The organism is Hymenobacter segetis (assembly GCF_038448715.1).
GTDB classification, from domain to species: domain Bacteria; phylum Bacteroidota; class Bacteroidia; order Cytophagales; family Hymenobacteraceae; genus Hymenobacter; species Hymenobacter segetis.
The window spans coordinates 1-22,143 of record NZ_JBCEVZ010000062.1 but is presented as its reverse complement, the minus strand read 5'-3'; the positions used below and the strand labels follow the sequence as shown (position 1 = coordinate 22,143).

Below are 22,143 nucleotides of genomic sequence, written 5' to 3'. Positions count from 1 at the left end.
GCTTACCGGCCGCCGCCCTACGCGGGCTGCGGCGGGGTGCGCGCCACCGCCAGGTAACCAGCCACGCCCAGCGCTGCCACGGCCGCCAGCCCAAACGTGGGCACCGGCCCCCACCATTGCCACAGCAGGCCCGCGCCGGTGCTGGCACCCAGCGCGGCTAGGCTGCTCAGCCCCGCGAAGGTGCCGAGGGCCGCGCCCGTATCGGGCTTGGCGCACAAGGTGCTGACCCACGCTTTGGCCACGCCCTCGGTAGCCGCCGCGTACACCCCATAAAGCGCAAACAATGCCCCGAAGGCCCGGATATCGTGCACCAGCGCCACGCCGCCGTACACGCCGGCAAATGCCACCAGACCGCCCACCAGCAGGCGGCGCGGCCCCAGGCGGTCGGCCAGGTGCCCCAGGGGCCACGCACTGAGCACGTAGGTCACATTATAGAGAATGTAGAGCCCAATGACAGCCGTGGATGACAACCCGCGCTGCCGGGCCAGCAGCAGCAAAAAGGCATCAGAGCTGTTGAACAGGGCAAATACCAGCAGCGCCCCCACCACCCGCCGGTACCCGGCCGGGGCCAGCCGCCAATACCGAAAAGACGCCCAGAATGGCACCACCGGCCGCCCCGATGGCACGGCCCGCCGCTCGCGCAATGCCAGCGTGATGCCCACCGCCACCAATCCCGGCACAAACGCCCACAAAAACAACGGCCGGAACTGTCCCGGATGCGCCGCCAGCCACAGCAGGGCCGCCAGCGGCCCCAGCACCGCCCCCAGCGTATCCATCGAGCGGTGAAACCCGAACACCTTGCCCCGGTCGGCGGGCGTGGTTTCGTCGGCGAGCAGCGCGTCGCGGGCTCCCGTGCGCAGGCCCTTGCCCAGCCGGTCGAGCGTGCGGGCCAGCAACACCCAGGCCGGGGTGGCCAGCACGGCCATGAGCGGCTTCGAAAGCGCACTCAATCCATAGCCGGCCCGCACAAACGGCACCCGCTGTCCCAGCCGGTCCGACCATTGCCCGAAGTAGCCCTTGCTCAGCCCCGCCACCGCCTCGGCCACGCCCTCCAGCAGCCCAATAAAAAACACTGAAAAGCCGATAGACTGCAGGTACAGCGGCATCACCGGATACAGCATTTCGCTGGCCACATCGGTGCACAGGCTCACGAGCGACAGCAGCCATACGGCCCGGGTGAGGTAGCGAAAGCGGCGCATGGGGCAAGTTAAATAAATTGTCTAGGCCGCCGCACTAGGGGTACGTGTACGGAGTGCCTTATTCCAGCGCGTACGCCAAATCGGCCAGCAGTTCTTCAATTGGTTCGATGCCCACGCTCAGCCGCACCAGCCCGACAGTGATGCCTAGCTCCGCCCGCTGCGCATCCGTCAAAGCTCGGTGCGAGGTGTAGAGCGGGTGCGAACACGACGAATCCACCCCCGCCAGCGACGGCGCGAATGGAAACCGCTCACTCCGCTGCATGAAGCGGTTCACCGCCGCCGCATCATCCGGCAGCCTGAACGAGAGCATCCCACCGAAGCGCCCGCCCCCCTGCACTGTGGCCAGCGCGTGCTGCGGGTGGGTGGGTAGGCCGGGGTAATAAACGGCCTGGACGGCCAGGTGGTCGTTCAGGAAATCAGCTACCTGCCAGGCGTTTTCGCTGTGCGCGGCCACGCGCAGGCGCATGGTTTTCATGCCGCGCACGGCCAGCCAGCTTTCCATCGGGCTCAGCGTAAGGCCGAACACAATGCCGATTTGGCGCAGGCGGGCCACATCCTCGGCGGTGCGGGCCACCACGGCCCCGGCCGTCACGTCGGAGTGGCCGGCCAGGTATTTAGTCACGCTGTGCAGCACGAGGTCGGCCCCGTAGGATAGCGGGCGGGTGAGAACGGGGGTTGAAAATGTGTTATCGACCACCAGTTTCAGGCCGTGGCGGTGGCATTCATCGGCGGCGGCGCGCAGGTCCACCACGCGCAACAGCGGGTTGCTCATCGTCTCGCACAGCAGCAGTTTGGTAGTGGGCTGCACGTAAGCCGCGAGGTCATACAGGCTTTCAAACGGCACATACGTCACCGAAACACCCAGCCGTGACAGCTCCAGATTCAGCAGCGCCGCCGAGCCGCCGTAGATGTCAGCTGCGCACAGCACATGGTCGCCGGCCTGGCAATAGGTTAGCAACGCTGCGAAAATGGCCGCCATGCCCGAGCCCGTGGCTACCGCGCCCGCGCCGCCTTCCCACCGGGCCACGGCGGTGGCTAATTCATCGGAATTTGGATTGCCGTTGCGCGAGTACAGGTAGCGGCTGCCCGGCTCGTCGAAGTATTGCTGCACCGCATCGAGGTCCTCGAATTTGAAAACCGACGTTTGGTAGATGGGGGTGATTTTGGGCTGAATGTTCGGATGGTCCATGAGCGCGGAAGCGGAGCGTGAGGCGCAAAGGTCGGCACGCGCCCGGCTTCGGCGCTATTTCACAGGAGTCTGCATGTGCTGGCGGTTTTCGCGCCGGAACACTTCCATCAACACCATGAAATACGATACCAGCAGCGGCCCCACTACCAGCCCGATGATGCCGAATATCTCCACACCCAGCACGATGCCCACCAGCGTTATCAGCGGGTGAATGTTGCCCATGCGCTTGGCCAGCACGATGCGCAGCACGTTATCAATGTTCATAATCAGGATGAAACCCACCAGCAAAATCCCGATGGCCTGCCCCTTATTCCCCTGCGAAAACTGATACAACGCGGCCGGACCCCATACCAACGGCGTGCCCAGCACCGGCAGAAAAGCCGCAAAAAAGGCTACCACACCCCAGAAAACCGCATCGGGCACCCCAAAAATCAACAGCGTAACGCCCGTCAGCACGCCCTGCACCACCGACACCAGCACCTGCCCCAGCACGTTGGCATTCACGTTGTTTTTCAGCGACTCGCCCAGCTCCTGCAGCGTCTCGTTGCGGAACGGCAGGTAGCGATGCAGCCCCAGCATAAAAAACGTCTCCTGCATAAACATGTAGTACATCGTAAACAGCATCAGGCCCACAATCACCAGGAAGTTGAGTGCGCTGCTGGCCAGCGAGGGCAGCCAACTCGTCACCTTAGCGCCGCCCTGCAACAGCAGCTGGCGTATGTTCACCTGCTCGGTCAGCTTGAAGCCGGTGGCTCTTTCCAGCTTATGAATCACCTCCAACAACCGGTCAGGGTTCTGCGCAAAGGCAATGAGGCGGTCAAGCAGCAGTGAAGTCAGTGCGTAGAACGGAATCACGAGCACCACCACCGTTACCAGCAGAATGCCTCCCGCCACCAGCTGCCGGTTCCAGCGCCGCTCGTGCACCAGCGCTATCCACCACGGCCGAAACACCACGAACAGGATGCCCGCCGCCAGAAAAGCCGTGAGGTACTGCGCCAGCCCAAATATCATCAGCGCCGCGATGCCCACCAGCGAGGCCACCAGCAGCACATACCGCTGCCGCGGGGTGTAAATATTTTCAACGGCAACAAACGGGTCCGAAGATTTCATAAGGAACAAAGGCAAATGGTTTTGCGCGCAATACCGCTATACGGCATTCTTCCGGCTTGGCCGGCTAATATCACAAAAAAAGCCGCTCCTGCCAGGCAGGAGCGGCTTTCAGCCAGCTACTAAAGGTGCTGCGGCGGCGTTAGGCCACTGCGCCTTCGGCCAGCACAATCACGTTGTTGCGCAACACTTCCACCACGCCGCCTTCGATGCGGATAACCTCGCGGCCACCTGCGCCGCCGGTCAGCGTCACGTCGCCGGCTTTGAGGGCAGCAATGAGCGGGGCGTGGTTGTTCAGCACTTCAAACGAGCCATCGGCCCCCGGAAACTGGGCCGACGTCACTTCGCCTTCGAATACCTTGCGGTCGGGGGTGATGATTTCTAGGTGCATATTTTTAAATGAATTGTCAGACTAAAAAAGAACGTCATGCTGAGCTTGTCGAAGCATCTCTACCGCAGCAGTAACTAATTACTTGCGCGGTAGAGATGCTTCGACAAGCTCAGCATGACGTTCCGCCGGACGTTCTTAATTACTTGGCTTCCGCAATCAGGCGCTCGCCTTTGGCCACGGCATCCTCGATGTTACCAACAAGGTTGAAAGCAGCCTCGGGGAGGTGGTCATACTTGCCGTCGATGATTTCGTTGAAGCCTTTGATGGTGTCCTTGATGTCAACGAGTACGCCTTTGAGGCCGGTGAACTGCTCGGCCACGAAGAAGGGCTGCGACAGGAAGCGCTGCACGCGACGGGCGCGGTTTACCACCTGCTTATCCTCTTCCGACAGCTCGTCCATACCAAGGATGGCGATGATATCCTGGAGTTCTTTGTAGCGCTGGAGCAGCTCTTTCACGCGCTGGGCGGTATTGTAGTGCTCGTCGCCGAGGATGTCGGCCGACAGGATGCGCGAGGTCGAGTCCAGCGGGTCAACGGCTGGGTAGATGCCCAGCTCGGCGATTTTGCGGCTCAGTACCGTCGTGGCATCCAAGTGAGCAAAGGTGTTGGCCGGGGCCGGGTCAGTCAAGTCATCAGCAGGCACGTAAACGGCCTGTACCGAGGTAATTGAACCGCGCTTGGTCGAGGTGATACGCTCCTGCATGGCACCCATTTCGGTAGCCAGCGTGGGCTGGTAACCTACGGCCGAAGGCATACGACCCAAGAGAGCCGATACTTCCGAACCCGCCTGCGTGAAGCGGAAAATGTTGTCGATGAAGAACAGGATATCGCGGCCGGCACCGGTGCCGTCGCCATCGCGGAAGCTCTCGGCAATGGTCAGACCCGACAGGGCCACACGGGCACGGGCTCCGGGGGGCTCGTTCATCTGGCCGAACACGAGGGTAGCCTGCGATTTTTCCATCGCCGCCATGTCCACCTTGGTCAGGTCCCAGCCACCTTCTTCCATCGAATGCTTGAAGGCATCGCCGTACAGAATGATGTTGGATTCGATGAATTCGCGCAGCAAATCGTTGCCCTCACGAGTACGCTCGCCCACGCCGGCAAACACCGACAGACCTTCGTAGGCCTTGGCCACGTTGTTGATAAGCTCCTGAATCAGTACGGTTTTACCCACGCCGGCACCACCGAACAAACCAATCTTACCACCCTTTACATAAGGAGCCAGCAAGTCGATAACCTTGATGCCGGTGAAGAATACTTCCGACGAAGTAGCCAGTTCCTCAAACGCCGGGGCGTTGCGGTGAATCGACAAACGCTGGCCGCTCTTGGGCTGCGGAATGCCGTCAATGGCCTGACCAATAACGTTGAACAGGCGGCCTTTCACGCCGTCGCCGGTGGGCATCGAGATGGGCGTACCCAGGTCGCGTACCTCGGCACCGCGGGCCAGGCCCTCGGTCGAGTCCATGGCAATGGTCCGAACCCGGTCCTCGCCCAAGTGCTGCTGGCACTCCAGTACCACTACCTGGCCGTTCTCTTTGGTTACTTCGAGGGCGTCGAGGATGTTAGGCAGCTTCGTGTTTTCACCCGCGAAGCTTACGTCCACGACGGGTCCGATAACCTGGGTGATTTTGCCGGTATTGGCCATTTGGTTGTATTTATGATGAAGTTGATGCTCTTTTCAGGCCGCAAAATTACGCTAGGGCCGCCGGTTTTCCAACCACAACGTTTGCGGCAGCCGGCACAATCAGAAACAAACGCAAACCACCCTATCCTATGAAAATCAGGCACCAATGAACGGAAACCCGCTTTCCGGGCCGATGCCGCAGATTTTTTCTTCAAATTTTTTTCAAAAAATCCTTGCGCCGAATTTTTCCGGTAGTACATTTGCACTCCCAAACGGCACGTAGCCAACTGGGAAATTGTCCGATGGTGTAACTGGCAACACGCTTGATTTTGATTCAAGAAAGTCCAGGTTCGAGCCCTGGTCGGACAACGACAAAGCTCGAGTAAATGCAAAGGCGCTGGCTTCTCCAATTTCCGGAGTGGTCAGCGCCTTTCGCTTTTCTATCCTTTCCGGTTTTCATGGCCTCCCCCCTGGCAGGCTTCCGTACACCAACTCATTATCAGCACCTTCCCCTATGAAACAGGTCAAAATATTCGCCGGCAGCGCTTCGCGTGAGCTCGGCGAAAAGATTGCCGCCGCCTACGGCACCACCCTCGGCGACCTCAGCCTCCAGCGCTTCGCCGACAACGAAATGGGGCCGAGCTTCAATGAAAGCGTGCGTGGCTGCGAGGTATTCCTCGTGCAAAGCACCTTCCCGCCCGCCGAGCACCTCATGGAGCTCATGCTGATGGTGGACGCCGCCAAGCGCGCCTCGGCCCACAAGGTCGTCATCGTGATGCCCTACATGGGCTACGCCCGCCAGGACCGCAAGGACAAGCCCCGCGTAAGCATCGGGGCCAAGGTGGTGGCCAACATCATCCAGAGCGTGGGCACCGACCGCCTGATGACCTGCGACCTGCACGCCGGCCAGATTCAGGGCTTCTTCGATATCCCCGTCGACCATCTCGACGGCGCCACCGTCACGGCCCCCTACATTAAGTCGCTGAACCTGGAAAATCTGATTTTCGCTTCGCCCGACGTGGGCGGCGTGGTGCGTACCCGCGCCTTTGCCAAGAAATTCGGGGCTGAAATCGTAGTCTGCGATAAGATGCGGATACGGGCCAATGAAATTGCCTCAATGCAGGTGATTGGCGACGTGAAAGGCATGGACGTGGTGTTTGTGGATGATATGGTGGACACTGCCGGCACCATCTGCAAAGCCGCCGAGTTGGTGATGGAGCGCGGGGCCCGCTCGGTGCGCGCCGTGGTGACTCACCCGCTGCTCAGCGGCCCGGCCCACGACCGCATCCGCGCCTCGGCCCTCACGGAGCTGATTACGACCGACACGATTCCCCTACGGCAGGAGAATGAGAAAATCCGGGTGATTTCGCTAGCTCCGCTATTTGCGGCGGCTATTCGGAACGTGGTGACGCACGAGAGCATCAGCTCTTTGTTTGTGTAAAGTCGACTGTCATTGCGAGTGGAGCGCAGCGCGGCAATCCGTCCTCTCAAACTTAGACACGTTCTTTTACCAGAAAGCCCCGGTACTTCATAGTATCGGGGCTTTCTGTTGTTAAAAAGGGCTTTATCAAATCTCGGGATTTGTCACCCTGGGAGGACGGATTGCCGCGTTGCGCTACGCTTCACTCGCAATGACAGCCGACTTTGGCACAATTTTGTAGAAACCACTTCCTAACTGGAACCTTTTTCTGCAAACCTGATGAACAAGCTTTACACCTCCGCTTCCACCCTTTTAGCCGCGCTGCTGCTCAGTGCCTGCGCGTCGTCGGTCCACATTCGGGCGCTGGCCCCGGCGGCGGTGCCCATGCCTGCCAACCTGCAAAGCGTGGCCACCGCCAACCGCATTATCCCGGAATCACGCCGCGATAAATTCTTCGACGTTATGGAAGGAGCCTTCACCGGCGAGGGCATTGGCGTGGACCGCGCCGGGGCCGATGAATGCGTGAACGTGGTAGGCCAGGCGCTGGCTAATAACAGCTACCGTTTCAAGGTGACGCAGGCGCAACTGCAGTTGCTGGGTCGCAGCCGCGAGTTTTTCCTGCCGCCGCTGGCCCCGCGCTACGTGCAGGACCTGTGCCGCCGCACGCAGGTTGACGGTTTGGTGGTGCTCGAAGCCTTCGACTCCGATATGCTGCTGAGCCACACCAACGGCTTCCGTACCTTCAAAGACAAGGAAGGCAAGGAGCAAAAAGTGCCCACCGTGCACGTGGAAATGGTGATGAAAATCGTGAGCGGCTTCCGCACCTACGGCGCGGCTCAGGGCTTCGTACTCGACCAGGCCCGGCAGGAAGACCAGCTGGTTTTCACCGGCAACGCGGATACCTACCCCGCCGCTCTGCGTCAACTGCCGCCGCCCGAGGAGTGCATCCGCCGGGTGGCCCAGCGGGCCGGCGATGGCTACGCCCGCCGCATCGCGCCGTCCTACGTCGACCTGAACCGGGATTATTTCACGCAGGCTAAAAAGGACGTCCGCATGAAAGAAGCCGCCCAGCGCGCCGAAGCCGGCGACTGGGCCGGAGCCGCCACGCTCTGGCAGCAGTCGGCGCGCCACCTCAACCCCAAAATTGCCGGCCGGTCCTTCTACAATCTGGCCGTGGCCAGCGAGGTGCGCGGCGACCTGCCGGGGGCCATCGACTGGGCCAAAAAGGCGGCTTTCACCTGCAACAACGCCCAGGCCCGCCAGTACCTGCGTGTGCTGAACGACCGGATGCAGGCCCAAGCCGTGGTGCAGGAGCAATTGAAGAGCGTGCCGACCGTGGACTAGCGCTGGCGGCTTTTCTTCGTAACAGGTTGGCTTTTCGGCCGATTTACCCCTACCTTTGCGGCCCGTTTGCCCCCAACGTTGGGAGCGAACGGGCCATTTTTCATCCCCAAAAACCACTTTTATGAAAAGCCTCGAGATTGTAGGGTTTAAAAGAGCGAATCTCGGTAAAACGGACGCCAAGGCATTGCGCCTCGACGCTCAAGTACCGTGCGTATTGTATGGCGGCAAGGACACCGTGCACTTCTCTGTGCCCGCTATCCTGTTCCGCGAGTTGTTGTATACGCCGGAGGCTCACATCGTGGACCTGAACGTGGAAGGCGCTATGTACAAGGCTATTGTGCAGGACGCCCAGTTCCACCCCGTAAACGAAATGCTCCTCCACGTTGACTTCCTCGAGTTGGAAGAAGGCAAAGAGGTGAAAATGGACATCCCCGTGAAGTACGTAGGCGTTTCGCCGGGCGTATTGGCCGGTGGCAAACTGGTGAGCAAGCTGCGCAAAGTGCGCGTGCGTGCCACGATGGACAACCTCCCCGACTACGTGGAAGTGAACATCGGCACCATGGAGCTGGGCAAATCCATCAAGGTAGGTGCCGTGGAGCCGAAGGGTTACACCATCCTCACCAGCGCGGAGGCTCCCATCGCCACCATCACCATCCCGCGTGCCCTGAAAGGCGAGCTGGCTGGCAACAAGTAATTCTTTTGCCCGCGATACGCCCACATTCCGGGAATATTCGGACGAATACAAAAAGCCGCTCCAATTTTGGGGCGGCTTTTTAGTTACCTCAATATGCGCCGCGCCCTGGCCGGTGGTTTCTTGTTGATTGAATTGATATGAAATTTTTGGTTCTCTGCCTGGGCAACATTGGCCCCGAATACGCCGACACCCGCCACAACATCGGCTTCATGGTGGCCGATTACCTGGCCGCCAAATTTGACGCGCCCCGCTTCGAAATCGGCCGCCATGCCTTCACCACTGAGTTTAAGCACAAAGGCCACACCTACGTGTTGGTGAAACCCACCACCTACATGAATCTGAGCGGCAAAGCTGCCGCCCACTGGCTGGCCACGCTGAAAATCACGGCCGAAAACATGGTGGTAGTGACCGATGACCTGGCCCTCCCCTTCGGCAAGTTGCGTCTGAAGGGCCAGGGCTCGGCCGGAGGGCACAATGGCTTGAAGGATATTCAGGCCACGCTCGGCACCGATGTGTATACCCGCCTGCGTTTTGGTGTGGACGCGAATTTTCCCAAAGGCCGGCAGGTGGATTATGTACTGGACCCGTTTTCGAAGGATGAATTAATTGAATTGCCTACGCGCATTGAAAAAGCCGGTGAGGCAGTTTTAGCGTTCGGTGCAATGGGCTTGGAACGGGCTATGAACATTGTGAACGTGAAGTAATTCGTGTACTAAACACCATAAAAAAGGCTCATCGGAACAATTCGGATGAGCCTTTTTTATGCAATCAAACGAGCAGTTTACGCCACTCCGCTGCCGTTGCGCACGGGCTTGCTGGGCTGCATGAGTGCGAGGCTGCCGTCGGCGTTTTCGGCCATCAGCAGCATGCCCTGGCTTTTGATGCCTTTGATTTCGCGGGGCGCGAGGTTGAGCAATACCTGCACCTGCTGGCCAATCAGGGCCTCGGGGATGAAATACTCCGCAATACCACTCACGATGGTGCGTTCTTCCAGGCCCAGGTCGACGGTGAGTTTGAGCAGCTTTTTGGTTTTGGCTACTTTTTCGGCCGCTGTGATGGTGCCGATGCGCAAATCCATCTGGCCGAAATCATCGAAGGAAATATCGTCTTTTGCCGGCGTCACGGGTGTGTTGGCGAGTTGATTTTCCTTTTTGGTATCGAGCAATTTCTGCACCTGCGTTTCAACCACGGCATCTTCAATTTTACCGAAGAGCAGCGCGGCTTCGCGCAACTGGTGACCGGCAGTGAGGGCATCGGGACGGCCGGCGCTGGCCCAGTTGCCCAGTTCCAGGTTGAGCATGGTGGCCAGTTTCCGGGCCGATTCGGGCAGGAAAGGCTCCAGTAGCGGGGCCAGGCCAGCCGCGATTTGCAGCGACACATTCAGCACGGTGCCGGTGCGGGCGGCATCGGTTTTGATGAGGTGCCAGGGCTGGGTTTCGGCGAGGTATTTATTGCCGAGGCGCGCCAGGTTAATTACTTCGGCCAGTGCGTCGCGGAAACGGTAATTCTCAATCAGCTCGCCAATTTTAGCCGGAAATTCGGACGCTTGGGCCAATGTAACCCGGTCAATGTCCTGCAATTCACTTATTGCTGGCACTTTGCCTTCGAAGAATTTGTGCGTGAGCACGGCGGCACGGTTTACGAAATTGCCGAGCGTGGCGACTAATTCGTTGTTATTACGCGCTTGAAAATCCTTCCAGGTGAAGTCGTTATCCTTGGTTTCGGGAGCATTGGCACACAGTACGTAGCGCAATACGTCGGCTTGGCCAGGGAAATCGGCCAAGTATTCGTGCAGCCACACGGCCCAGTTGCGCGAAGTGCTGATTTTATCGCCTTCGAGGTTTAGGAATTCGTTGGCGGGCACGTTATCCGGCAGAATAAATTCGCCGTGCGCCTTCAGCATCGTCGGGAAAATAATGCAGTGGAAAACGATGTTATCCTTGCCGATAAAATGCACCAGTTTCGAGCCGGCATCTTTCCAGTATAATTCCCACTCTTCTGGGAAGGCTTCTTTGGTGGCAGAAATGTAGCCAATAGGCGCATCAAACCACACGTAGAGCACTTTTCCTTCGGCTCCGGGCACCGGCACGGGCACGCCCCAGTCGAGGTCGCGCGTCACGGCGCGGGGGTGCAGGCCCTGGTCAATCCAAGATTTGCACTGGCCGTAAACGTTGGTTTTCCAGTCGTTTTTGTGGCCTTCAATTATCCATTCGCGCAGCCAGGGCTCGTATTGGTCGAGAGGCAAAAACCAGTGCTTAGTATCGCGCAATATCGGCTGGTTGCCGCTGAGCATGGAGCGCGGATTAATTAATTCCGTCGGGCTGAGCGAGGTGCCGCAGCGCTCGCACTGGTCGCCGTAGGCATTTTCGTTGCCACAGTTTGGGCAGGTGCCCACGATGTAGCGGTCGGCCAGAAATTGCTGAGCTTTTTCGTCGAAATATTGCTGCGTGGTTTGCTCGATGAATTTGCCTTCGTTGTTCAGCTTGGTGAAAAAGCTGCTGGAAACCTCGGCGTGCGTGGGCGACGAAGTGCGCGAATACACATCAAACGACACGTTGAAATCTTTGAACGAATCGCGAATCAGGGCGTGGTATTTGTCCACCACTTGCTGCGGCGTAACGCCTTCTTTCTGGGCGCGAATGGTGATGGGAACGCCGTGCTCATCGGAACCGCAAATAAATTTCACATCCCGGCCGGCTGAGCGCAGGTAGCGCACATAAATGTCGGCGGGCAAATAAACCCCGGCCAAATGCCCGATGTGTACCGGCCCGTTGGCATAGGGCAAAGCAGCAGTAACGGTGTAGCGCTTAGGAAGAAGTGACATAAAAAATCAGAAGTAAAAAGGCGGGGACGCGAAGGATATTTTTCACAGAAAAACAGGGCAATTATTCCCCTCCGCAAAGAAACGATTAAAAAAAGTACAGAATTAAATCAACAAAAAAACCGGGCAAACCGTTTGACGCTTAAATGATTTTATATTTGAGTGCGCTTAATTAAAATATAGCGCCATCTAATCGACTTCCTTTCGCCTCTTTCACCCTTCACCAACCAATTTTTTTCAGATGAAAAAACCTGCTTCTCCGGTTAAAACGGAAAAACGTGCTAAACGCACGCCGGAAGAAAAATCAGCTCGTAAATCGGCCAAAAGCGCAAGCCGCGCTTCCGCTGACCTGAACGACGACCGCGCCAGCAAAAAAGCCAGCCAGAAGAAGTCGCTGAAGTCGGCCGCCAAGCAATTGCAAAAGGAGTTGAACGCCCGTATGAATGAAGTGGTGACACGCATTCGCAAAGAAACGAAGGCCAAGCTGAAGGAAGTGGTGAAAGAGGCCACGCGCCGCCTCGACGGCGACACGGAGCGCATGTTTGAGCAGGCCCTGCACACCATCGTGCGCCACTACGATTCAGTATCCGGCCCCGCTGCCGCCGACAATGGCCAGAATGCTGCTGCTGCTACCTCTGCCGCTGGCAAATCTGCCCGAGGCAGCAAAAAAGGCCCGACGCTGAACAAGGACGGCACCCCCCGCAAACCCCGCGCCCCCCGCGCCGGCGATGAAGCCGCTACCGAAACTGCTGCTGCCGCTCCGGCTGCCAGCGGCCGGGGCCGTAAGCCCACTGCCACGGCAGCCAAAGCCAAAACCACCGGTGCCAAGCGCGGTCCCAAGCCGGCCGCCGCTACCGCCGCCGCCAGCACGGGTGCCAAGCGTGGCCCCAAGCCGCGCGTTCAGGCCGCCCCCGCGCCGGAGCCCGAAGCAACCGGCGTATTGAACTCGGCCGATAGCCCCAGCACCGGCGAAGTAAGCGAATAGCCTGCTTCAGCCATTGCCTGGCTAGTGGCAAAAAGCCCGCTCCGAATAATTCGGGGCGGGCTTTTTTTATTAATGCCACCAAAGGCTTTTCAGGGCCGGCGGGCAGTGTCCAGCGGCGTGGGGGCGTTGGTATTGAGGCGTTGCAGGCGGGTTTCGGGCGTGGTGTTGTTGGGGTCGTTGGTGTTCACGTTTTCGATGCGCTTCTGGCTGTTGATATCGGCGGCCTGCTCGCCGAGGCGCACGCGGTTGGGCGTGGCATCGGGCACGGCGTAGCCATTGCTGGTGCCCGCGCCGTTGCTGTTGTAGATGGCGCGGCGGTCGGCATCGGTGCGGACCTCGGTGGGTACCGAGGTGGGCGCGGCGTTTTCGGAGGTTTGCTCCGAAACCGAGCAGGCTGAGAGCAAGGCGGCAGCCCCGAGCGCCAGCCAGGGACGGGCGGTGAATAGTTGGGAAGTCAGCATGGCCGATAAGTAAAAAGGAGGCAGCCAAGTGGCTGCCTCCTTCAAACGGTGAGCGGGGCTCAGTAGTTTACTGATTTACGCCAATGTGGGGCTTGCCTGGGTGGGCTTGATGCCATCCCAGAGGGCCATGCGGGCTTCCAGGCATTCGATAGTGACTTGCTGGGCTTCCTGCCAGCACTGGGGGTCGTCGGCGCACAGCTCGCGCACCATTTGCTGGGCCAGCGGGGCGTGCACTTCCTCATCGAGCTCGATGTGGCGGTCGAGGTAATACACGAACGTGTCGAGCTGGCCGGGAAACCGGTCGCGCAACTCACCCACCAGCTGACGGAACATAGCCGGAATCAGGTCCTCGCGGCCGAAGGTGAAAGCGGCAGCTACCGCGTGCGCCTTGCCGGATTGAATGATGCGGAACGTGGTTTCGACAAACTGGCGCACCGAATCCGGAGCCTGTGCATCGGTAAGCGCCTGGGAAACGGTGCGGCCGGCCCCCACGGCCGCCACCAGGCGGCGGATGGGCAGCGTGTTAGCCCCGCATTCTTCCATGGCCCGCACGTAGAGCTCGAAATGACTGATGGGCTGGCCCTGCGGGTCAAGGTCGGTTTCCTCGCCCAGCACAATTTCGTTGATGAGGCGGCGCGTGGCGGGGTTGGCGGTGGGCACCCATGGCACATCCACGCAGGTTAAATCGCGTTGCAGAGCCTTGAGCAGCGACATGAAATCCCACACGGCAAAGATGTGGTGCTCCATGAACTGGCGCAGGTCGGCCATGGTCTGGAGGCGGTAGTAAAGCCCGTTGTTGAGCAGTAGCTGGCGGGTACTAGCCACTTCCTGCTGCAAAAATTCGATGGGGTCCAGTACTGCTTCCATATGGCAATTTATATTATAACTATTTAAATACAACCAATTCGCTATTATTCCCAACGGCAGGCTGCTGAAAATGGTTTATACAAACGAAAAACCCTTTGGACTGGATTGCCAAAGGGTTTCGATTTGTTAATTTTCCCAGAAAATCACCAGGGTTTCTTTTATTTCTTCTCAAATACCAGCGCGTTGCCGTCCATGCAGTAGCGCTGGCCGGTGGGCTTGGGGCCGTCGTTGAAAACGTGGCCGAGGTGGCCGCCGCATTTGGCACACACAATCTCGTCGCGGCTCATGCCGAAGCTGTTATCGGAGGCAATTTTGACGCTGGTAGCGGTGGCTGGCGCGAAGAAACTGGGCCAGCCGGTGCCCGACTCAAACTTGGTATCGGAAGTGAAAAGCAGGTTGTGGTCGGCGGCGCAGTAGTAGTTGCCGGCGGCGTGGTTGTCGTGGTATTTGCCGGTGAAGGGCCGCTCGGTGCCCTGCTCGCGCAGGATGTAGTATTGGTCGGGCGTGAGGATTTTCTTCCACTCGGCGTCGGTGTGGCGCACCGGAAATTCGTCGGGTTTACCGGTCACGGGCTGGGGCTGGAAGTAGGTTTTGCCGGCGATGGTGCGAGCCGGGCGCGGCGTATTGGCGGCTACATCACGCTTCTGCGAGCAGGCCGAATTGAGCGAAAGCACCGAAACAAGTAATAAGAGCAGGGAAAAACGCATGGCTGAGGTTGGGTTTAAAGGCACGTGGACTACATACGGTGGCGGGGCCGGGTTTGGTCGGCCAGGTAGACGAAAGAAGGCCGGGAACCTTACGCCTTAGCTAATCGATTTAGGGCGACAGGCTTGGCTGCGTAGCGGGGTGCAGCAGCGGGGCTCGTGTTAATAGTTGAGTACCACAAGGCTTTGCGCTATTTTATCCGTACCTTTGCACCCGCAAAACCAACCCATATGGCCAACAATATTCGGAACATTGCCATCATCGCTCACGTTGACCACGGCAAGACGACCCTAGTGGATAAGATTATCCACGCTTCCAAGATTTTCGACGCGCACCAGCACTTCGACGACCTGATTCTCGACGACAACCCCCTGGAGCGCGAGCGTGGCATTACCATCGTTTCCAAAAACGTATCGGTACGCTACAACGGCACCAAAATCAACATCATCGACACCCCTGGTCACGCCGACTTCGGCGGTGAGGTAGAGCGTGTGTTGAAGCTGGCCGACGGCGTGCTGCTGCTCGTGGATGCCTTCGAAGGCGCCATGCCGCAGACCCGCTTCGTGCTCGGCAAAGCCATTGCCCTGGGCCTGAAGCCCATTGTGGTGGTGAACAAAGTGGACAAGGAAAACTGCCGCCCCGACGAGGTGCACGAGCAAGTTTTCGACCTCATGTTCAACCTCGGCGCTTCGGAAGACCAGCTTGATTTCGTGACCTTGTACGGTTCGTCGAAGCAGGGCTGGATGAGCACCGACTGGAAAGTTAAAACCGACAACTTGATTCCGCTGCTCGACGCGGTTATCTCGTCGATTCCGCCCGCGCCGACCTTGGAAGGCACGCCCCAGATGCAGATTACCTCGCTCGACTACTCGTCGTTCGTGGGTCGTATCGCCATCGGCCGCGTGCACCGCGGTACGCTGCGTGAGGGTTCTAACATGAGCCTGATGAAGGCTGATGGCACCATCAAAAAAGTAAAAATCCGCGAGTTGCACGTATTTGAAGGCCTCGGCCGCGTGAAAGTGGCAGAAGTAGCAAGCGGCGAAATCTGCGCCGTATCGGGCATTGAAGGCTTCGATATTGGTGATACGCTGGCTGACTTCGAGAACCCGGAGGCACTGGAGCGCATCAGCATCGACGAGCCGACGATGAACATGTTGTTCACTATCAACAACTCGCCGTTCTTCGGTAAGGAAGGTAAGTTTGTGACTTCGCGTCACTTGCGTGACCGTCTGTTCAAGGAGACCGAGAAAAACCTCGCTCTGCGCGTGCAGGCCACCGATAAGGAGGATTCGTTCCTCGTGTTTGGCCGCGGCATTCTTCACTTGTCGGTACTCATCGAAACGATGCGCCGCGAGGGTTATGAGCTGCAAGTAGGTCAGCCCCAGGTTATTTTCAAGGAAGATGACAACGGCAAACGCCAAGAGCCCATTGAGCTATTGGTAGTGGACGTGCCCGAGGAATCGGCCGGCAAGGTGATTGAGCTGGTGAGCATGCGCAAAGGCGAAATGACCATCATGGAGCCTAAGGGCGACCTCCAGCACTTGGAATTCATGATTCCGTCGCGCGGCCTGATTGGCCTGCGTAACAACGTGCTGACCGCTACCGGCGGTGAAGCCATCATGAACCACCGTTTTGTGGACTATGAGGACCACAAAGGCACCATCCCCGGCCGTATTGCTGGTTCGCTGATTTCGCTGGAAACCGGCGCTGGCACGGCTTACACGATTGACAAGCTGCAGGACCGTGGCTCGTTCTTCGTGGACCCGGGCGAAGAAGTGTACGGCGGCCAGGTTATCGGCGAGCACACGCGCCCCAATGACCTGACGGTGAACATCCAGAAAGGCAAGAAGCTGACCAACATGCGTGCCTCGGGTACGGATGACAACGCGAAGATTGTTCCCAAGCGTCAGTTCTCGCTGGAAGAAGCCATGGAATACATCCAGAAGGATGAGTACCTGGAGGTGACGCCGAAGTCGATTCGGATGCGCAAGATTCTGCTCGACGAAAACGAGCGTCTGCGCTACGCCAAGCAGGCTGACTAATTGTCATCCGCTTTTTATAATAAGCAAAATGCCCAGCTTCGGAGTCCGAGGCTGGGCATTTTGCTTATGAAGCAGGTATGAATGCGGGCGGGGCATTATTTTTACTGATTGTTCGCTGACTATTTCAGTTGATTTTCTTTCCTTTCACACCTCCTTTATGCTCAAAAAATCTACGCGGTTGTTTCTGTTTGCCTTACTCATTATTGCCCGGCCGGGGCAGTCGCAGTCGCCAGCCGCAACAATGACTGAACACCCGGACAAATCCGAATACAAGCTCTCCAGGGCGGGTTTCGAGGATGCTTATGCTTTCAACGACACGGCGCGCGCCATTATTCGCATGTATTACGCCAAGTGGAATACCGGCCGCAACATCATGCGCTTTGCGGCCATTCCGGTGCCGGTAGTAAGCCTCGTGGGGCGACACTACGAGCCCAACCCCGCTACGTATGGTGTCACACCCAATTACAATGCCTATTACTACGACTCGTGGGTAGCTCCTACGGCCTTTAGCTTGTTGGGCATCTCGGCGTTCGGGATGATTCGGGCCGTGAGCAATGGCCGTGACCAACTGTATCAGGTCATCCGGCAGTATCGCGCTACGCGGCGGTTGCCGCTGTCGATACGTACGGCCGCTCTGGTGCCCTATCTGGTGCAGGTGCAACAGGAAGGAGTACAGCCCCGCTAATTTTAATTTATGATGAATTCGACATCCCCCGAAACCCTGAGCCGCTTCGTGCAGCTTTTTACCCTGAATGATGCGGAGGCCACCCAGCGTGTGAGCGAGCGGCTGGCGCTGGCGCTACGCGACCCGGCCGCCTATCAGGAGCGGTTTGCCGAGGAATTGGAAGAGCGCGGCATCGTGGCGGCGCTGCCGGCGCAGGAATTGCGCGATTTGGCGCTGATTGATGCCTTGCTGAGCGAGGAATTGCTCTGGGAAAGCGACTGGAAAGACCCGGCCGCTGACCTGGTTTATGGCATCAATGAAACACTGACGCAGCAGAAGCAGCCTGTGCGGCTTGGTGAGCCCGCGAGCGGCCGCGCCACGGTGACGGGCCCCGAAGCGCTTGACATCGTGCAGGATTTGGCCGAGCCGGTTGGGCTGGCGGTGGTGTTGTTTACGTTGGATAGCGACTCGTATGCCTTAAGCGTGGTGGCTGATGCGCAGGCTGAGGAAGCGCGCCAACTGGCGCAGGAACTGGGCTTCGGGGTGACGGTGTACTAGCCCAACAGGGCAGGATAATCGATTGTGTAAAGGCAGCGGCGCGTACCTTGCGGGTCCAATCCCCCCTGCTCGCTTATGCTGCTGAAAAACCTGCTGAGTGCCACGCTTCTGCTGGCCGCCACCGCTGCCACGGCCCAAAACCGGCACGAATACCTGCTCGATTCCAACTGGAAATTCTCGAAGGGCGACGTGCCGAATGCGGCTAAACCGGATTTTGCCGATGCCAAATGGCAGACGGTGAGCGTGCCGCACGACTGGGCCATCACCGGGCCGTTTGATGGGAATAACGACCTGCAGGTCGTTAAGATTGAGCAGAACCAGGAGCAGAAGGCCACCCAGAAATCGGGGCGCACAGGCGGGCTGCCGTTCATCGGCACGGGCTGGTACCGGCGTAAGCTGGCGGTGCCGGGCTTCGGGTCGGGGCAGCGGGCGGTGCTGGTGTTCGACGGCGCGATGAGCGACCCGCACGTGTTTGTGAACGGTAAGGAAGCGGGCCACTGGGCCTACGGCTATAACTCGTTTTCGCTGGACATTACCTCGCTGCTGAAGCCAGGCGACGGCAACGTGCTGGCCGTGCGCCTGCAAAACCAGTCGGAAGCCTCGCGCTGGTACCCCGGCGCGGGCCTCTACCGCAACGTACATCTGGTGGTGACGGATGATGTGCACATTCCGGTGTGGGGCACTTACCTGACCACGCCCGAAATCACAGCGACGCAAGCCAAAGTGACCCTGAAAACGACGGTGGAAACGCCGGGCGGCAAGCCGCAGCCACTGCGGCTTGATACTGAAATCCGCGATGCGGCTGGCAAGGTGGTGGCCACGACTAGCACGGAATTGACCAATGGACTGACGTTCGAGCAGAACCTGACGGTACCGCAGCCGAAGCTGTGGTCGCCGGAAACGCCGGTGCTTTATACGGCTTCGTCGAAGCTATACGCGGGCAAGGTGCTGAAAGACGCTTACAAAACCACGTTTGGCATTCGCTCCTTTAAGTTTGAGAAAGGCGTGGGCTTTTCGCTGAACGGGCAGCCGCGCAAGTTTAAAGGCGTGTGCAACCACCACGATTTGGGGCCGCTGGGCGCGGCAATTAATACGGCGGCCTTGCGCCGGCAATTGACTTTGCTGAAGGATTTGGGCTGCGATGCTATTCGGACTTCGCACAACATGCCGGCCCCGGAGCTGGTGGCGCTGTGCGACGAAATGGGCATGATGCTGATGGTGGAGTCGTTTGACGAGTGGAAAGCGCCTAAGGTGAAGAATGGCTACAGCCAGTATTTCGATGAGTGGTCGGAGAAGGACTTGGTGAACATGGTGCACCACTACCGCAACAATGCGTCGGTGATAATGTGGAGCATTGGCAACGAGGTGCCCGACCAGAGCAACGCCAACGGCCCCATCATCGCCAAGCGTTTGCAGGACATCGTGCACCGCGAAGACCCCACCCGCCCCGTGACCATGGGCCTGGACCGCTTCGATGATGATTTCAAGTACGGCATCGCGGCCGTGCTCGACATCCCCGGCTTCAACTACAAGCCCCACCGCTACCCCGAGGCCCTGGCCAAGCTGCCGCAGGGTTTCCTGCTGGGCTCGGAAACGGCTTCGACGGTAAGCTCGCGCGGGGTGTACAAGTTTCCGGTGGAGAAGGCTAAGCAGAAGCAGTACCCGGATAATCAGTCATCGTCTTACGACCTAGAGGCCTGCGTGTGGTCGCAGACGCCGGACGAGGAGTTTGCTGCGCAGGATGATATTCCGAATGTGATGGGTGAGTTTGTGTGGACGGGGTTCGACTACCTTGGCGAGCCCACGCCTTACGATGAAAAGTGGCCTTCGCACAGCTCCTACTTTGGGATTCTGGATTTGGCGGGGATGCCGAAGGACCGGTACTACCTCTACCGCGCCCGCTGGAATACGGCCAAGCCCACGCTGCATATCCTGCCGCACTGGACCTGGCCCGGCCGCGAAGGCCAGACCACGCCGGTTTTCGCCTACACCAGCTACCCATCGGCTGAGCTGTTTGTGAACGGCCAAAGCCAGGGCCGTCAGACCAAAGGCCCATCGACTGAGCCGCAATCGCGCTACCGCCTGATGTGGAAGGACGTTAAATACGCACCGGGTAGCATCAAAGTGGTGGCCTACGATGCGCAGGGCAAAGCCGTGGCCACTGAGGAAGTCAAAACCGCCGGCGTGCCCCACCACATCAAACTGGTGGCCGACCGCACGGCCCTCACGGCGGATGGCAAGGACCTCGCCTTCATCACCGCCCGCGTAGAGGACAAGGACGGCAACCTCTGCCCCGATGCGGCGCATTCGCTCAGCTTCGCGGTGAGCGGCGCAGGCAGCTTCCGCGCCATCGGCAATGGGGATGCGACCAGTTTGGAGCCGTTCCAGAAGCCGCAAATGCGGGTGTTTCAGGGGCAGTTGGTGGCCATTGTGCAGGCAGGCGATAAGGGCGGCGCGGTGCAGGTGAAGGCCAATAGCACGGGACTGCAAGCCGGTACCATTACACTGCAAACCAAAGCTCGCTAGGCACTATATCGTTGGATTACGAGGCCGTGCGCTGGCGCACGGCCTCGAAGGCCAGCACGGCCCCGGCCACGCTCACATTAAGCGAGTCGATGCGGCCCATCATGGGGATGATGATGGTTTCATCACAGGCTGCCAGGGCGGCGGGGGTCAGGCCGTCGGCTTCGGTGCCGAGGACGAGGGCCGTGGGCTGGCGGAAGTCGCAGTCGAGGTAGGAATGCGCTTTGGGCGTGAGGGCGGCGGCGTAGCTGCGGATGCCTTTTTCGCGCAGGAAGGCGGTGATTTCGGCCATTGGGGCGGCGATGACAGGCACCGAGAATACGCAGCCGATGCTGGAGCGGATGGTGTTGGGGTTGTAGAGGTCGGTGCGCGGGTCGCCGATGAGCACGGCATCGACCGGGGCGGCGTCAGCGGTGCGGAGGATGGCCCCGAGGTTGCCGGGCTTCTCCACGGCTTCGAGGACGAGGAGGAGCGGGTTGGCGGGCAGGCGCAGGTCGGCCAGGGTGCGGGCCGGGGTGCGGAGGACGGCCAGCAGGCCGTCGGAGCCTTCGCGGTAGGCTACTTTTTCGAAGACGGGGCGGGTGACCTCGAACCACTCGGGCGCATCTTTCTTGCCGAAAAAGAGGCTTCGCAATTCGGTTTCGCCGTTTTCGCCGGCCAGCTCGGGGCAGCTGTAAATGGTGGCGACGGGCACGCCCGCTTCCACGGCAATGGTGAGCTCGCGTAGGCCTTCGACCAGGGTGAGGCCCAGCGCCCGGCGCTCGGCCGACTTCTGCTGCAGCTTCAGGAGCTGCTTGATGCGCGGGTTTTGGGGGCTGCTGAGGCGGTCGGAGGGGGCAAAAGGCATGGGGCAAAGATACCGGGCCGGCCGCCGGCCCCAACCATCACGGGGCCGGCCGCGTAGGGCGGCCGAGTACCTTCGCAACTGATGACCTTAAAAACCAACACCAAAATCATCGTGGGCTTTGCCCTGGCCGTGGGCGTGCTGCTGCTCACAGCGGCCGCCTCGTTCTGGAGCATCCGGGGCCTGAGCGTGCAAACCCGGAACGTGGAGCACACCTACCAGGTGATGCAGGAGGCCGAAACCGTGACGGCGGTGCTTAAGGATGCCCAGGCGGGCACGCGCGGCTACCTCCTCACCGGCGACACGGTGTACCTGCGGCCCTACAGCATGGCCACCAACCAGCTGCCCGCCGCCTTGGAGCGCGTACAGGCCCTGACCGTGGACAACCCCGACCAGCGCGCCCGGCTCGACTCGCTGCGCGGCTTGGTGGAGCAGGAATTCCGCATCCTGCGGCCCCTCACGGAGATAAAAAAAGCCATGAGCCAGTCGGCCATGCAAACCCTGCTCGACACCGACCGCCAGACCCTGCGCCAGGTACGGATGCTGTACAGCCGCATCAAAACCAGCGAGCTGGCCCTACTGGCCCAGCGCAGCGCCTTGCAGGACGTGTTTGAAAAAGCTACGCCCATCGTGGTACTGATTTCGGCGGTGCTGGCCGTGCTGATTGTAGTGTGGCTGGTGATGAAAATCGTGAAAGAGCTGGAC

20 protein-coding genes and 1 tRNA gene are annotated in these 22,143 nt (G+C 59.4%); 11 read left to right on the top strand and 10 right to left on the bottom strand.

What is annotated here, in order from left to right; genetic code table 11:
- Positions 1–17 precede the first annotated feature (17 nt).
- The 5 genes from AAFH49_RS18545 to atpD all read right to left on the bottom strand — a co-directional run bounded on the left by AAFH49_RS18545 (position 18) and on the right by atpD (position 5,531).
- A complete protein-coding gene (locus AAFH49_RS18545) occupies positions 18–1,199 on the bottom strand; it encodes an MFS transporter (protein ID WP_342300529.1) in 1,182 nt (393 codons plus the stop codon).
- Positions 1,200–1,257: 58 nt separating this feature from the next.
- Positions 1,258–2,388: a trans-sulfuration enzyme family protein gene (locus AAFH49_RS18540; RefSeq protein WP_342300527.1), complete on the bottom strand. Its 1,131-nt coding sequence runs from the start codon at positions 2,386–2,388 to the stop codon at positions 1,258–1,260.
- Between the two features lie 54 nt (positions 2,389–2,442).
- Positions 2,443–3,498: an AI-2E family transporter gene (locus tag AAFH49_RS18535; RefSeq protein WP_342300525.1), complete on the bottom strand. Its 1,056-nt coding sequence runs from the start codon at positions 3,496–3,498 to the stop codon at positions 2,443–2,445.
- Positions 3,499–3,637: 139 nt separating this feature from the next.
- Positions 3,638–3,886 (bottom strand): ATP synthase F1 subunit epsilon, encoded by a 249-nt coding sequence (gene atpC / locus AAFH49_RS18530; RefSeq protein WP_201979212.1) that lies wholly within the window; start codon positions 3,884–3,886, stop codon positions 3,638–3,640.
- 139 nt (positions 3,887–4,025) lie between these two features.
- The gene (gene atpD / locus AAFH49_RS18525) at positions 4,026–5,531 is read right to left on the bottom strand and encodes a F0F1 ATP synthase subunit beta (protein WP_342300523.1); all 1,506 of its coding nucleotides are present in this window, start codon (positions 5,529–5,531) and stop codon (positions 4,026–4,028) included.
- A gap of 275 nt (positions 5,532–5,806) precedes the next feature.
- Between atpD and AAFH49_RS18520 the strand changes: the two genes are divergently transcribed.
- The 5 genes from AAFH49_RS18520 to pth all read left to right on the top strand — a co-directional run bounded on the left by AAFH49_RS18520 (position 5,807) and on the right by pth (position 9,672).
- Positions 5,807–5,879 (top strand) — tRNA-Gln (locus AAFH49_RS18520).
- 145 nt (positions 5,880–6,024) lie between these two features.
- Complete coding sequence (locus AAFH49_RS18515) at positions 6,025–6,951, top strand: ribose-phosphate pyrophosphokinase (RefSeq protein WP_342300522.1); 927 nt, start codon at positions 6,025–6,027, stop codon at positions 6,949–6,951.
- A 258-nt stretch (positions 6,952–7,209) separates the two neighbouring features.
- Entirely contained in the window at positions 7,210–8,274 is a 1,065-nt protein-coding gene (locus AAFH49_RS18510; RefSeq protein WP_342300520.1) for a DUF6340 family protein, read from the top strand.
- A 121-nt stretch (positions 8,275–8,395) separates the two neighbouring features.
- Positions 8,396–8,968, top strand: a complete 573-nt coding sequence (locus tag AAFH49_RS18505) for a 50S ribosomal protein L25/general stress protein Ctc (RefSeq protein WP_342300518.1) — start codon at positions 8,396–8,398, stop codon at positions 8,966–8,968.
- 137 nt (positions 8,969–9,105) lie between these two features.
- Positions 9,106–9,672 (top strand): aminoacyl-tRNA hydrolase, encoded by a 567-nt coding sequence (gene pth / locus AAFH49_RS18500; RefSeq protein ID WP_342300516.1) that lies wholly within the window; start codon positions 9,106–9,108, stop codon positions 9,670–9,672.
- 77 nt (positions 9,673–9,749) lie between these two features.
- Here pth and metG read toward each other — a convergent pair whose 3' ends face one another.
- On the bottom strand, positions 9,750–11,792 hold the full coding sequence (gene metG, locus AAFH49_RS18495; RefSeq protein ID WP_342300514.1) for a methionine--tRNA ligase: 2,043 nt from the start codon (positions 11,790–11,792) through the stop codon (positions 9,750–9,752).
- Between the two features lie 238 nt (positions 11,793–12,030).
- Between metG and AAFH49_RS18490 the strand changes: the two genes are divergently transcribed.
- The gene (locus tag AAFH49_RS18490) at positions 12,031–12,774 is read left to right on the top strand and encodes a hypothetical protein (protein ID WP_342300513.1); all 744 of its coding nucleotides are present in this window, start codon (positions 12,031–12,033) and stop codon (positions 12,772–12,774) included.
- Between the two features lie 89 nt (positions 12,775–12,863).
- Here AAFH49_RS18490 and AAFH49_RS18485 read toward each other — a convergent pair whose 3' ends face one another.
- The 3 genes from AAFH49_RS18485 to msrB form a co-directional block, all read right to left on the bottom strand.
- Positions 12,864–13,235, bottom strand: coding sequence for a hypothetical protein (locus AAFH49_RS18485; RefSeq protein ID WP_342300512.1), 372 nt, complete (start codon positions 13,233–13,235; stop codon positions 12,864–12,866).
- Positions 13,236–13,310: 75 nt separating this feature from the next.
- Positions 13,311–14,102 (bottom strand): DUF3050 domain-containing protein, encoded by a 792-nt coding sequence (locus AAFH49_RS18480; protein WP_342300510.1) that lies wholly within the window; start codon positions 14,100–14,102, stop codon positions 13,311–13,313.
- 158 nt (positions 14,103–14,260) lie between these two features.
- Complete coding sequence (gene msrB, locus AAFH49_RS18475; RefSeq protein ID WP_342300509.1) at positions 14,261–14,809, bottom strand: peptide-methionine (R)-S-oxide reductase MsrB; 549 nt, start codon at positions 14,807–14,809, stop codon at positions 14,261–14,263.
- Positions 14,810–15,037: 228 nt separating this feature from the next.
- Between msrB and typA the strand changes: the two genes are divergently transcribed.
- From typA to galB, 4 genes are all read left to right on the top strand, one after another.
- On the top strand, positions 15,038–16,849 hold the full coding sequence (gene typA, locus AAFH49_RS18470; protein WP_342300507.1) for a translational GTPase TypA: 1,812 nt from the start codon (positions 15,038–15,040) through the stop codon (positions 16,847–16,849).
- A gap of 157 nt (positions 16,850–17,006) precedes the next feature.
- A complete protein-coding gene (locus tag AAFH49_RS18465; RefSeq protein ID WP_342300506.1) occupies positions 17,007–17,534 on the top strand; it encodes a hypothetical protein in 528 nt (175 codons plus the stop codon).
- Between the two features lie 9 nt (positions 17,535–17,543).
- Entirely contained in the window at positions 17,544–18,071 is a 528-nt protein-coding gene (locus AAFH49_RS18460; RefSeq protein ID WP_342300505.1) for a DUF6630 family protein, read from the top strand.
- Between the two features lie 75 nt (positions 18,072–18,146).
- On the top strand, positions 18,147–20,597 hold the full coding sequence (gene galB, locus AAFH49_RS18455; RefSeq protein WP_342300503.1) for a beta-galactosidase GalB: 2,451 nt from the start codon (positions 18,147–18,149) through the stop codon (positions 20,595–20,597).
- Positions 20,598–20,613: 16 nt separating this feature from the next.
- Here the strand turns inward: galB and AAFH49_RS18450 are convergent, their stop codons facing one another.
- The gene (locus AAFH49_RS18450; RefSeq protein ID WP_342300501.1) at positions 20,614–21,441 is read right to left on the bottom strand and encodes a TrmH family RNA methyltransferase; all 828 of its coding nucleotides are present in this window, start codon (positions 21,439–21,441) and stop codon (positions 20,614–20,616) included.
- Positions 21,442–21,522: 81 nt separating this feature from the next.
- Here AAFH49_RS18450 and AAFH49_RS18445 point away from each other — a divergent pair.
- The coding region (locus AAFH49_RS18445; RefSeq protein WP_342300500.1) for a CHASE3 domain-containing protein at positions 21,523–22,143 on the top strand (621 nt) is incomplete at its 3' end.